10 protein-coding genes are annotated in these 13,468 nt (G+C 44.1%); 6 read left to right on the top strand and 4 right to left on the bottom strand.

Translation table 11 applies throughout. From position 1 onward, the window contains the following. Positions 1 to 117 precede the first annotated feature (117 nt). From HB679_RS12345 to HB679_RS12330, 4 genes are all read right to left on the bottom strand, one after another. Positions 118 to 432 (bottom strand): Dabb family protein, encoded by a 315-nt coding sequence (locus HB679_RS12345; RefSeq protein WP_214072286.1) that lies wholly within the window; start codon positions 430 to 432, stop codon positions 118 to 120. A 230-nt stretch (positions 433 to 662) separates the two neighbouring features. Then, on the bottom strand, positions 663 to 1,991 hold the full coding sequence (locus HB679_RS12340) for an AarF/UbiB family protein (RefSeq protein WP_214072285.1): 1,329 nt from the start codon (positions 1,989 to 1,991) through the stop codon (positions 663 to 665). 100 nt (positions 1,992 to 2,091) lie between these two features. Next, positions 2,092 to 2,790, bottom strand: a complete 699-nt coding sequence (locus HB679_RS12335; RefSeq protein ID WP_214072284.1) for an HAD family phosphatase — start codon at positions 2,788 to 2,790, stop codon at positions 2,092 to 2,094. Continuing rightward, the gene (locus tag HB679_RS12330) at positions 2,780 to 3,439 is read right to left on the bottom strand and encodes a TetR family transcriptional regulator C-terminal domain-containing protein (protein WP_214072283.1); all 660 of its coding nucleotides are present in this window, start codon (positions 3,437 to 3,439) and stop codon (positions 2,780 to 2,782) included. Before HB679_RS12330 ends, HB679_RS12335 begins: the two co-directional genes overlap by 11 nt. Positions 3,440 to 3,633: 194 nt before the next feature. Between HB679_RS12330 and HB679_RS12325 the strand changes: the two genes are divergently transcribed. From HB679_RS12325 to HB679_RS12300, 6 genes are all read left to right on the top strand, one after another. Beyond that, positions 3,634 to 4,929, top strand: coding sequence for a DASH family cryptochrome (locus HB679_RS12325; protein WP_214072282.1), 1,296 nt, complete (start codon positions 3,634 to 3,636; stop codon positions 4,927 to 4,929). A 698-nt stretch (positions 4,930 to 5,627) separates the two neighbouring features. Further along, a complete protein-coding gene (locus HB679_RS12320) occupies positions 5,628 to 8,426 on the top strand; it encodes a 2-oxoglutarate dehydrogenase E1 component (RefSeq protein WP_214072281.1) in 2,799 nt (932 codons plus the stop codon). 7 nt (positions 8,427 to 8,433) lie between these two features. Further along, positions 8,434 to 9,141, top strand: coding sequence for an SGNH/GDSL hydrolase family protein (locus HB679_RS12315; protein WP_214072280.1), 708 nt, complete (start codon positions 8,434 to 8,436; stop codon positions 9,139 to 9,141). A gap of 36 nt (positions 9,142 to 9,177) precedes the next feature. Beyond that, entirely contained in the window at positions 9,178 to 10,419 is a 1,242-nt protein-coding gene (gene odhB, locus HB679_RS12310; RefSeq protein WP_214072279.1) for a 2-oxoglutarate dehydrogenase complex dihydrolipoyllysine-residue succinyltransferase, read from the top strand. Positions 10,420 to 10,691: 272 nt separating this feature from the next. Next, positions 10,692 to 12,401, top strand: coding sequence for a glycosyltransferase family 39 protein (locus tag HB679_RS12305; protein WP_214072278.1), 1,710 nt, complete (start codon positions 10,692 to 10,694; stop codon positions 12,399 to 12,401). A gap of 10 nt (positions 12,402 to 12,411) precedes the next feature. Next, positions 12,412 to 13,446 (top strand): hypothetical protein, encoded by a 1,035-nt coding sequence (locus tag HB679_RS12300; protein WP_214072277.1) that lies wholly within the window; start codon positions 12,412 to 12,414, stop codon positions 13,444 to 13,446. Positions 13,447 to 13,468 lie beyond the last annotated feature (22 nt).

Here is a 13,468-nt window from a genome sequence, read left to right as displayed (position 1 = left end):
AACGAGCGATTAATCAGCGAGCCGGAGATTGCCACGCTACGCTCGCAATGACAAAGTGATAATAAACAAAAAGAGGCGATGTTTTACATCGCCTCTTTTTGTTTATAGTATTTTTTCCTACGCATCCACACTATCCAGCACCATAACCCTTTTGCAAAGCACATCGGCATATTGTTCTCTAAAAATATCGTGTAGCGGGTCAACCTGGTAATGGTCATGGTCTGCCAGGTTATTAAACAGTACACATAACGAAGCATCATAACTGCTTTCAATTACGTCGCGCGGCTCGCTCGGGGCCGGTACACCAATGTGGATATTTCGGATAGAAGTTATCGGCACTAAAACGTTCAGGCCCTCTATCAGTTTAGGCAAATCGGCCTTATCATTTAACCAGAAATATACCTGGTGGCTAAAAGTGTTCTTTAATTGCATAGTTGTAAGTTTTGGTAAATATAATAATTAGTGTCTGACCCAAATAAGCTTAGCAACAGGACGCTCCTACGGAGCTGATATTAAAAAAATTACACTTTCTACAAACAGTGAGTTCCTACGGATCTATCACGCAAATGACCCTGTAAGGGTCGCCTGTTTATAGAAAAATATAAAAAACACAATGAACTCCATAGGAGTTTCCTGTTAAAATCAAGCAACTATATACTTTCCTATGCCACATCCATTTCAATATGATCAACTACATGCGGGCGGTAAGTATCGGTTTTAACCTTGGCCTGTAGCTCATGCAGAATATTGTATAAGCCAAAATTGGTACGGTTTACATAAATGAAATGCTTCACCCCGCGGGCTGTTTTAAATTCAGGCATTTTAGATAGTTTTTCGCCAACGGCATAGAGTTGGTCAAAAAAATCAGTCGGCCCAAAATCGAACTCACTCGACATGTAAGGTTTGGCAAACAGAATAATCATCTCCCTATAAAAGTTATAATAAAATTCCACCTGCTCCGGCGTGTCGGTCTTCCAGATCATTTCCAGCTTGCGGAAAGCTTTGATGGTTTCTTCTTTGTTCTCTAATAGGTTACTCGCGGTCAAAGAAAAGAAAGGGTAATAAAAATCATCCGGCATTTCTTTAATACAGCCAAAGTCTATCACACCGAGTTTGTTTTCGGCAGTGATCATGAAGTTACCCGGATGCGGGTCGGCATGTACAGCCCGCAGCTCATGCTGCTGGTAATTATAAAAATCCCAAAGCGCCTGCCCTATCTGGTTTCTTATTTCCTGCGATGGGTTAGTCGCTAAAAACTCGCGCAGGTGCTTACCTTCCAGCCAGTCCATCGTAATAATACGACGGCCGGATAGTTCAGGGTAATAAGTCGGGAAAACAACATTATCCAGCTTAGCGCAAGCAGTACTAAACTCTATCGACCGGCGCACTTCCAGCTCGTAATCGGTTTCTTCCAGTAACCGTTCTTCAACCTCGCGCATATAAACATCCAGTTCCTTTTCGCTCATACCCAACAAGCGGAATGCAAACGGTTTCACCAGTTTCAAGTCGGATGATATCGAATCGCCTACGCCCGGATATTGAATTTTCACAGCCAGCTTTTTGCCATTTAGCTCGGCCTGGTGTACTTGCCCTATCGAAGCTGCATTGCTTGAACGGATATTAAATTTATCGTAGATCTGCTCCGGCGATTTACCGAAGTATTTCTTAAACGTCTGTACAATCAGTGGCCCCGACAAAGGCGGTGCGTTGTATTGCGACTGCGTAAATTTGTCGACATAAGCCTTTGGCAGCAGGTTTTTATCCATGCTCAGCATTTGCGCCACTTTTAGCGCGCTGCCCTTCAATTCACTTAATGATTGGTAAATGTCGGCCGCGTTGTCTTCGTTTAGCTCTGTGCGGTCAAGCTCGGGGTTAAACAGTTTCTTGGAGTAATGTTTGATATAGTTACCACCAACCTTGAAACCGGTCTTCACAAACTTAGCCGACCGTTCAACTTTGGAGGTTGGTATACTGTTTTGTTCTTTATTCATTGTTAGTTAAGAGTTCATGGTTGATAGTTCATGGAGATTAGTTAAAGTTTTTGGAAATTAGCTTATCGCCATGAACCATTAACTAAGAACCATAAACCACCTAACCAAATAGCGCCTGCAATTTCTGCAAGTTTAGTTCTGTGTAATCTTGAATAGTAAGATTGGTAGGTTGCAATTTATCTGCCGGGTGTGCTGTGGTTATGCCCACAACTTTCATCTCAGCAGCATTGCCTGCTTTAATGCCGGCTATTGAATCCTCAAACACAATACAGTCTTCCGGTTTCGTTTGCAGGTCGGCAGCGGCTTTTAAAAATATCTGCGGGTTGGGTTTTCCTTTGCTAACGCGATTTCCGTCAATAATCACATCAAAATATTGCCTTACAGGCACATGGCGCAAAACGAAATCGATATCATCTAAGGTAGCTGACGATGCCATGGCCAACTTTACGCCGGAATCCTTTAAAGTAATCAGTAGATTTTCTAAGCCGTTTATCGGCGCGATAAATGGCTTATATAGTTCCTGATAAAGCTTTTCTTTCTCGCCTACCAATTCATGCAGTCTGTCTTCATCAGCTTCCGGAAACAAGCCGCGCATAGTATCAATAATTGGCGTGCCGCTAATCTCACCTTTGTAGGTTTCGTTGCTTAGTTCGCCTTTATCGTATTTTTTGTAGAGCGCTTGCCAGGTTTTAAAATGGTATGGCGTATTGTCTACCATGGTGCCATCCATGTCAAAAATTGCTGCGAAAGCCCCCTCCTTGCCTCCCCCGGCAGGGGAGGAATTATTATTAATTGCCAAAACCCATCGTTTCTTTTAGTCCGCCGTGTTGAGCCAAAAATTTGCCGTACTCGAACAGGTTATCAATAGGTGAACGCTGGAACAGATCGAACGTAACATTAACGCCTTTCTCAATAGCCTCGTCCGTTTTTTCAAAGCCGGCAGAGTTATCGTTGATCCAAAAATGCAATACAAACCCAAACTGTATCCAAAGGGCATCTTTATAACGTTTTGAGAAAAACTTACGGTCGGATAACTCGCTCGATTCAATTCCTTCTGTTAGGATTTCATCGGCAAAATTTTCAAAAACCGTTTTTAGCTCGCTAAAAATAACTGGTGTGGTAAAACCCTTAGGTTGCTTTTTAACGCTGTAAACAGCAAAACTGCGACTGCCTTTTAGCAATTCAAAAAACGCATAGAAGAAAGACAATGCTTTCTCGCGCGCCGAGTATTGTCCCCACACTTCCTGGCTCCTGATCTCGGTTAAAGTGCGTTTGGCCAGATCGGCCCAGATGAATTGTTCAATCGCGTCAAACGAGCCGAAGTAGCGGTAAAACTCTTCTTCGGGCATTTTATTTTTTTTGGCGAAGAGATAGACTGATTTCGGTTGCTCGCCTTCGGTGAGCACATAATCTATATATGCCTTTTGTATACTTTCTGTAGTAGCCATAATTGTAAATTTACAGGATAAAGTTAGTGAGCATCAGTTGCATAAATGTCACACTTATCTATAATAATTGAACGGTTTTTTTGTGCCGATGTTTTATGCGCTGCAAATCCAAATGTTGTGTTCGTGTCATAAAGTTGTACAGACAAGCCACAATAACCTAAATTTATTGCAAATTTGTGGGTGCTGATTTTTCTATGAGCGAGAAAACGATACTGGTTTGGTTTAGAAATGATTTACGGATACGTGATAACGAAATCTTGTTAGAAGCAATCCGTAAAGCTGATAAAGTACTGCCCGTATATTGTTTCGACCCCTTTTATTTCAAGACTACTGCCGACGGCTCGCCAAAAACCGGCGCGTTGCGTGCCCGTTTCTTGCTGGAATCTGTTGCCGATTTACGTAAAAACCTGCAAGCCTTAGGTGGCGAGCTGATTATCCGCACAGGCAACCCGGCCGAGGTTTTACCGCAACTGGCCCAGCAATACGGCGTGAGCGAGGTTTACCATCACCGCGAGGTAGCTTATGAGGAAACTAATATTTCTGAAGAGGTAGAAACAGCACTTTGGAACCTAAAACTCAACTTAAAGCATTTTATCGGTCATACGCTATATCATAAAGAGGATCTACCTTTTCCGATCAAGGACATCCCGGATAGCTTTGCGGTTTTCAAGAAAAAAGTAGAGCGCGACAGTAATGTGCGCCCCTGCATAGCCACTCCCGAAAAGATCATAACTCCTGAAATAACCGACGCAGGCCAAATGCCAACGTTGAAAGACCTGGGTTTAGACGAGCCTGCGGATGACGCACGTATCCGCATAAAATTTACAGGCGGAGAAACCGCCGGACTAGCGCGCCTGCAAGAATACTTTGCCGACAACGAGCAGGTAACACCTACCAAGGGCCGTAACGGCTCAACGGTTGATCGCTCTTCGAAATTAGGACCTTGGATCTCTTTGGGCTGTATATCCATGCGCGAGGTTTATTGGGCGGTTGTAAAGCATGAACACGATAAGAATGCGCATAATACAGGCATGCTCAGGTTAGAGCTGTTATGGCGCGATTATTTCAGGTTTATGTTCAAAAAACATGGCAAACAGTACTTCGCTGCCGAAGCACAGCCTGAAACTACGTCATCAGAGCAACAACAACTTTTTGAAAAATGGAAGACTGGCAGCACAGGGATACCTTTCATTGATGCCAGCATGCACAAGCTCAATGCTACGGGCTATATCAGCAACTTCAGCCGGCAAATGGTAGCGGGCTATTTGGTGCGCGATTTAGAACTTGACTGGAAAAAAGGCGCGGCATATTTTGAGGAAAAGCTGATAGACTATTCGCCCGCCAGCAACTGGGGTAACTGGGCCTTTGTAGCCGGCCTGGGCCATGACCCGCGCGACAACAAATATTTTAACCTGGCCAAACAAGCCGGCGAGTTGGAAACCAACAGTGAGTTTATTAATACCTGGGCGCCAGCCGAGGTGGTGGCATAGCCTTATTTAATGCTTGTCCTTGTCATTGCGAACGTAGCGTGGCAATCGCAAGGATGCAATATTCGCGATTGCCACGCTTCGCTCGCAATGACAAATTTTTATTTCTTTTTGCGTTACGGATTGGAACGGGTACCGGCCTTGTGACTAAGGCCTTGAAGGCGTATGAGTGAAAAGCCGGGCCGCTTCTATCAGCGGAAACGCCCGTATAGCCTATCTGCAGAGACTCACCCCGACTTTGCTTCGCTCGTCGACCCTCTCTTCGCCTTTGGTGGAAAGAGGGTGAAAATATGCACTTTTAAATAACCTTCTTTCCCGCTTGCGGAAGAGAGGGTGGCCCAGCGAAGCGTCAACCGGGTGAGTCTCCGCCATGCAACTTTTCACCTCAAAAAATTAAACTATTATGATACTATCACAGTCAAACCGACGTATCTTTAATATATGAATTCCTTCGAACAATTTACATTGGTTATTGGCCTGGTGGCTGTCCTTTTTGAAGGGTTTGATTACCTGCGCGCCTTTTTGCATAAATTGATGCATTAAAGTTTGGGGCGTATTGCCTTTTGAACCCAATTACAACATTTTTGCTTGTTTTGTCATTTACTTGCTTTTTTGTGGAAAAGTGGGAAATGTTTTGCAATTAAATTTAATGTTTATAATACGTTATGCTTACTTTTGCAGCATCTTAAGTTTGGTTTACCATGGATAACCTCAATTATATAAATAGTAACAACGCTGCTTTCATCGATTCTTTATACGAAGCTTACAAAGAAGACCCTTCCTCGGTTGAGTTTGGCTGGCAAAAATTCTTCGAAGGTTTCGACTTCGGACGAGGGTCTCAGGCCCCAACAGTTACTGCCGAAACTCCTGAGCATTTTCTAAAAGAAATTAATGTTTTAAACATGATAGACGGCTATCGCGGCCGTGGGCATTTGTTTGCAAAAACTAACCCTGTGCGCGAGCGTCGTCAGCATTTTCCGGGTAAAGAGCTGGAAACTTTCGGCCTGTCGAATGCAGATCTGGACACCGTGTTTAACGCCGGTGTTGAAGTGGGCATAGGCCCTGCCAAACTGCGCGATATTGTGCAGATGCTGGAAGAAACTTATTGCGGCACCATTGGTGCAGAATACCTGTATATACGCAATCCAGTTAAGGTTAAATGGTTCCGCGACCGTATGGAACCCCATCGTAACAAGCCTGCTTTTTCGGTTGATGATAAAAAACTGATGCTGCGCAAAGTTAGCGAGGCTGTAATTTTCGAGAACTTTTTGGGCACCAAATTTTTGGGGCAAAAACGCTTCTCGCTGGAAGGTGCCGAGGCGCTGATCCCGGCGATGGATTCGGTAATTCAAAAAGGCGCTACTTTAGGCATCGAGGAGTTTACCATTGGTATGGCTCACCGCGGACGTTTGAACGTGCTGGCCAACATCATGAAAAAAACCTACAAAGAGATCTTCTCTGAGTTTGAAGGTAAAAACTATGATGCCGATTCGACCGCAGGCGGCGACGTAAAATACCACTTAGGTTTCTCTACCGATGTTGAAGCCGAAAATGGTAAAAAAGTACACTTAAGCCTTTGCCCTAACCCGTCGCACTTAGAGGCGGTAGACCCGGTTGTCGAGGGTTTAACCCGCTCAAAAATTGATTTTAAATACAAAGGCGATCATAACAAGATTGCTCCTATATTGATTCATGGCGATGCTTCTATAGCGGGCCAGGGCATTATTTACGAAGTTTTACAGATGGAAAAACTGGATGGCTACCGCACCGGTGGTACCATTCACCTGGTCATAAACAACCAGATTGGTTTTACCACCAATTTCCAGGATGCCCGTTCAAGTACCTACTGTACAGATATTGCCAAAACCGTATTGGCACCTGTTTTCCATGTTAATGGCGATGACGTTGAAGCTTTGGCCTACGTGATCAATATGGCAATGGAATATCGCCAGTTGTTTAATGGCGACGTATTTATTGATATACTTTGCTACCGCCGCTATGGACATAATGAGGCCGATGAACCAAAATTCACGCAGCCCGTATTATATAAGGCTATTGAGGCACACCCTAACCCACGCGAGGTTTACATGACCAAGCTTACGGCCGAGGGCGTAGTGAAAGAAGAAGAGGTAAAACAAATGGAGACGGATTTCCGTGCCCGTTTGCAAAAAGATTTGGATGAGTCGAAAGCTGAGGATAGGTTTACAGAATCTATCCCAATGTTTGCCGGCGCCTGGAATGGCTTGCATCTGGCTACCGAGCGCGATTTCAATGCTCCGGTAAAAACTGCGGTTGATAGAAAGAAATTATTGGATATCGGTAAAAAAATAACCGATTTACCAAAAGATAAAGTGTTCTTTAAAAAGATTGAAAAGCTGTTTGAAGAACGCAGCAAGATGGTTAACGAAACCCAGACATTTGACTGGGCCATGGGCGAATTAATGGCCTATGCCTCGTTATTAACCGAGGGCCACGCTGTACGTTTAAGCGGCGAGGACGTTAAACGTGGTACTTTTTCACACCGCCATGCGGTATTGACTTTGGCCGATTCTGAGGAGCAATACACCCCTATTGATAGTGTTGGCGGCGAGAAATTCAGCATTTATAACTCTTTGTTGTCTGAGTACGGTGTTTTAGGTTTTGAGTATGGCTATGCGCTGGCAAACCCTAACGCATTAACTATCTGGGAAGCACAGTTTGGCGATTTCTTCAACGGTGCGCAAACCATTGTCGACCAATATATTGTTAGCGCCGAAACTAAATGGCAACGCGGTAACGGGTTGGTAATGTTATTGCCTCATGGTTATGAAGGTCAGGGTCCGGAGCACTCATCGGCGCGCATTGAGCGTTTTATGGAGCTTTGTGCTGATAATAATATCCAGGTAGCAAACTGTACCACCCCGGCCAACTTCTTCCACGTGTTGCGTCGCCAGATCTATCGCGAGTTCCGCAAGCCTTTGGTAATCTTTACGCCTAAGAGCTTGTTACGTAACCCTAAGTGTGTATCGCCTTTGGCTGATTTCACAGAAGGTGGTTTCAAAGAGGTAATTGACGATGCAAATGTTGACGCTAAAAAAGTTAAACGCGTATTGTTCTGCTCTGGTAAGATCTATTATGATTTGCTGGAAAAACAAACTGCAGACGACCGCAAAGACGTAGCCATTGTACGTTTAGAACAACTATATCCTACCCCGGTACAGCAATTGGCTGCCATCAGAGCAAAATATAATAAGGCTACCGATTTTATCTGGGTGCAAGAAGAACCGGAGAACATGGGTGCCTGGCCTTACCTGTACCGTAAGTCGCGTACCGAAGAAGCTTTGCGTTTTGATGTGATTTCAAGAAACGAAAGCGCCAGTACAGCTACCGGTTTTGCTAAGCAACATGCTGCACAACAGTTGTATTTGATATCAAAAGCATTTGAATCGCCGGCAGGCAAAAAAGTAAAAGAAGCAGTTAAAGCAACAGCCGAGAAAATGGCTACCGCAGGCGCTGATTGATAATAGTATGAAATGGAAATATCTCTTAATTGCGACTTTGCCGTTTTTTATATCAAGTTGTAAAAAACAAGCTCAAGCACCAATTAAAGAGCCGGTAATTTCAGCTGAAGCAAATCTGGCCACACCGGCATTGTCAAAGTTTAACAATGTGGTGATACTAGGTAACAGTATCACTTATTCAGGCCCATACGCTCCATTAGGGTGGTATGGCGATTGGGGGATGGCTGCCAGTGCGCAGGATAGCGATTATGTGCACGTGCTGAAAAGAAGCCTTCAACTGCGCAATCCGGATGTTCAAGTTCAGGTAAAAAACATACAAGAATTTGAATTAGGCTTTGCGACTTACGATTTTGATGCGCAACTAAAAAGTTTGAAGGATACCAACCCTGATCTGGTTATTTTAAGGATTGGTGAAAACCTGCAGGCAGGTATAGATCTTAATGTATTTGAACAACGGTATAAAGATTTGATAAATTACTTTAAAGCAGGTAACCCTAACGTTATTGTAGTAGGCGTAAGCACCGTGTTTGTGGGTATGGCTGATCCGATAATGGCAAAATACCCGCCCTACGTTTCGCTGGCAGCAATACATAACGATTCGCGTAATTTTGCCTTAGGGTTGTTTGAAAATTATGCGGTGCAAACCCATCCGGGTAATACTGGGATGAAGAATATAGCCTCATTAATATGGCTTAAAGTAAAAACCTTAAATTAGTTGCAGGAAATAAAGAATTAATAACTTACCTATAATATGAGTTTAGAAATTAAAGTCCCGCCGGTAGGCGAATCAATAACAGAAGTAACGTTATCAAGCTGGTTAAAAAAAGACGGCGATACCGTAGCAATGGACGAAGCCATTGCCGAACTGGAATCTGATAAAGCTACTTTTGAGCTTACTGCCGAAAAAGCGGGTGTGTTAAAAATAATAGCTAAAGAAGGCGATGTAATAGCCATTGGAACTGTTGTTTGTACTATTGAAGAAGGTGGCGCCGCCGCTGCTCCGGCTGCTCAAGCTGAAGCCGCTCCTGCCGTTAAAGGAGAGGCTGCTGCCCCGGCACCTGCCGTTGCTACAGCTGATAAAGCAACTACTTACGCATCGGGCACGCCATCGCCTGCTGCTGCAAAAATATTAGCCGAAAAAGGCGTTGAAGCCGGCTCAGTTACCGGTACGGGCATTAATGGCCGTATCACAAAAGAAGATGCTGCGGCTGCACAAAGTGTGCCTGCTAAAGCACCTGCTCCTGCACCATCAGCTCCGGCTGCTATCTCTGCTCCTGCCGCACCGGCTGGCGCCAGAACAGAGCGTCGCGAAAAGATGTCGCCATTACGCAAAACTGTTGCAAAGCGTTTGGTACAGGTTAAAAATGAAACTGCGATGCTAACTACCTTCAATGAGGTAGACATGCAGCCAATCATGGAACTTCGCACCAAATACAAAGATAAATTTAAAGAAAAACACGGCGTTGGCTTAGGCTTCATGTCGTTCTTTACCAAAGCGGTTACCGAGGCGCTGAAAGATTGGCCTGCTGTTGGTGCCCGTATTGAAGGCGAAGAAGTGGTGTACAGCAACTTTGCTGATATTTCTATTGCTGTATCTGCGCCAAAAGGTTTGGTTGTTCCGGTTATCCGCAATGCTGATACTTTAAGCCTGGCCGAAATTGAAAAAGCAGTAGTTGCTTTGGCAACCAAAGCCCGCGATAATAAATTATCATTAGAAGAAATGACCGGTGGTACTTTTACCATTACTAACGGTGGTGTATTTGGGTCGATGTTATCAACGCCGATCATCAACTCACCGCAGTCGGCAATCTTAGGTATGCACAATATCATCGAGCGTCCGGTAGCCGTAAACGGCCAGGTAGTTATCCGCCCGATGATGTACGTTGCCCTGTCATACGATCACCGTATTGTTGACGGCCGCGAATCGGTAAGCTTCCTGGTTAGGGTTAAACAGTTATTGGAAGATCCTGCGAGATTGTTATTGGGGGTGTAAGCTTCCTATTTTATAAAAACAAAAGCGGCCCACGGGCCGCTTTTGTTTTATAATTTTTGTCATTGCGAGCGGAGCGTGGCAATCGCACGCGTTTAGCTTTTCTCCTTGCGATTGCCGCGCTACGCTCGCAATGACAATTTGCGATGGAAAGACTTACGAAGTTTTAAAAACTTCGTAAGTCTTTCCCATACCCAACCCTACCGCTAATACATTTCTAATCCTCACCGCAATTATTTGTATACCTTTGCGTCTGCTGAAATTATTACGTTTACATGTTGTCATCTACTCAAACAGCCAAACAGTCTGACCAACCCATCTGGTGGTTTTTGTTGTGCTGGACGATATTAAACGTCGTACAAGCCTCAACCCTTGAGCTTCATGCCGACGAAGCTTATTACTGGATGTATTCCCGCTTTTTGGATTGGGGTTATTTTGATCACCCACCAATGGTGGCCTTGTTCATCCGCATAGGTGATAGTATCTCCCATACTGAACTCGGCCTGCGGCTGCTGACTGTCATTGCGAGTACTACGTCCATCTACATACTTTGGTTAATCCTTAAAAAATACGCCGTAAACATTTGGGCCTTTATATTGGTGGTGTCAGGCATGTTGATACTACATATCTATGGCTTTACCACTACGCCCGACGCGCCGTTGTTTTTCTTCTCGGTACTATTCTACTATTTCTACCAGCGCTATATCGACGAGGATAAATGGTCGCTTGCCGCTATACTGGGTATAGTGGTTGCCTGTATGTTTTACAGCAAGTATCACGCGGTGCTGTTGGTGGCTTTTACAGTAATCAGTAATATCAAATTACTAAAACGACCATCATTTTGGCTGATAGCAGGGCTAGCAGTAGTTCTTTACATCCCTCACATCTTGTGGCAAGCCGCTCATGGGTTCCCATCGGTAAATTATCATTTGTATGAGCAGGCGGTAAAGATTTATAATCCTGAAAATACATATCTATACATCCCCGGTCAGCTATTAATGGCGGGGCCGTTGATCGGTTGGTTCTTGTTTTATTCGGCTTTCACTATCAAAATAAAAGACTCCTTTATTAGATGTCTTTTGGTAAACGGCATTGGCACGTTTGCTTTCTTTTTCTTCTCGACTTTCAGAGGCGAGGCCCAACCGCACTGGACCTTAATAGCTTTTGCACCTTTGGTGATGTTGTCGCTTATTCGCTTCAACCAAAAAGGCGGCGTGCCTAAATGGTTCAATATTGTGGCTGGCATCAACGTAGTATTTGTGGTTGGATTGAGGCTGGGTATGTTGTTTCAATGGCATGCAGTAACTCAAATAGGTCAGATTAAAAGCTATTACGGCTTTAAAGACTGGGCACAAACCGTTCATAAAAAAATTGGCGATAGCTACCTGATCATGAATAACGGTTTTCAAAATCCGTCAAAATATAATTACTATACCAATAGCCTGAAAGCCTTTGCATACGACTCGCGCTACTATCGCCGCACGCAGTATGACATTTGGCCAATAGAAGAGCAGATGCAGCATCAGCGAGCCTATTACCTGGTTGAAAACCCGGAATCTGCAGCTAACGCAGAACTACGTATCCCTGCTGGTGTATGGTATGGCGGCTGGGTCGACAGCGTACGCACTTATCAAAAACTGGAGATCGAAACCCCTGTCACGCAGCTAATATTACATGCCGGTGAGCAAAAGGCTATTGATTTAACGATCACAAATCCATATCCTTACAGCGTGAACTTTAGCAATAAAGGTCAGCAGCATCAGGCAGCTCTTGAGGTTGTGTTTTTTGAGAATACAAACAAAAGCCTGGCACAAAAAAGTGGCGACGATTTCAACAACATAAGTTTAAAACCAGGCGCAAGCACACGTTACACATTCAATATCACCGCGCCCCAAAAAGGGAAATACGATATGGTATTCTCCATCCGTACAGAGCCTTTTATGGGAAGCAAAAACAGCCGGATCATTTCACTGGTGGTTAATTAATTTTTTATCTATGTCAAAAAAACTCTACTTATTCATCTTCGTTTCAATTATTAGCAGCACAGCCGCTTTGGCGCAGCAAAGTTTAGATGTAAACTTTAACGGCCTGGGCTTTTTAGATAACCGCGAGTATAAAGCATTTGTACCGCGCTCACGTACCTATTCAGGAACCCGCACCACGTTAGACTTTGGTTTAAACCTGGATAGTTTGAATCATTTTATTGTAGGTGCCAACGCGCTGCATGAATTTGGTGCACAGCCATTTTTTGGGCAGGTTGATCCGATTGCGTATTATAAATTCACCGGCAAAAACTGGAACTTTTATGCGGGTGAATTCCCCCGGGAAGGTTTGCTGGACAATTACCCACGTGCTTTACTGAATGATACCCTTCAATATTATCGCCCTAATATTGAAGGCTTACTGGCCCGTTATCACACAGAAAACTTTACAGAAACAGGCTGGATTGATTGGGTTAGCCGCCAAACTGATACCCGCCGCGAGCAGTTTTTGTTTGGTTTTGAAGGTAATTACCGTCCGGTTTTGGAAGGTCCGTTTTACGTATCGCATTATGCCTATATGATGCACGATGCGGGCGCAGCTATAACTGTACCTAACGACCATATTAGCGACAACGGTGCGGCCGAAGTAAGACTGGGACTAGATTTTAGTCATAAAACCGTATTCGACTCATTGAGTTTTGAAGGTGGTGCATTGGTTTCATTGCAACGCGAACGCGGTGTAGACGGCTTTAGAAAACCAGCAGGCGTTGTTTTAAGCGCCTACGCCAGCTACCATAAAATAGCCATTTTTGACGAGTTTTATCATGGTCAGGGCAGTGAGATCACCTATGGCGACTCTTACTATTCAAAACCTACATACAACCGTTTAGACATTATCTATACGCCGTTTATGTTCGCCAGAATTAAAGGGCAATTCATAGCCAGTTTCCATTTTACTCCGGGATATTTTAACGATAACCAGGAAGCGTTCAAGGTGACTTATGATTTGGGAAGAAAAATCATCAAACGATTTAGTCCGGATAATTAAATTTTGATAATTGCCACAAGTG

It is taken from the genome of Mucilaginibacter sp. dw_454, assembly GCF_018449775.1.
GTDB lineage: Bacteria > Bacteroidota > Bacteroidia > Sphingobacteriales > Sphingobacteriaceae > Mucilaginibacter.
The sequence above is the reverse complement of the archived record's forward strand: the minus strand, read 5'-3'. Positions and strand labels throughout refer to the sequence as shown.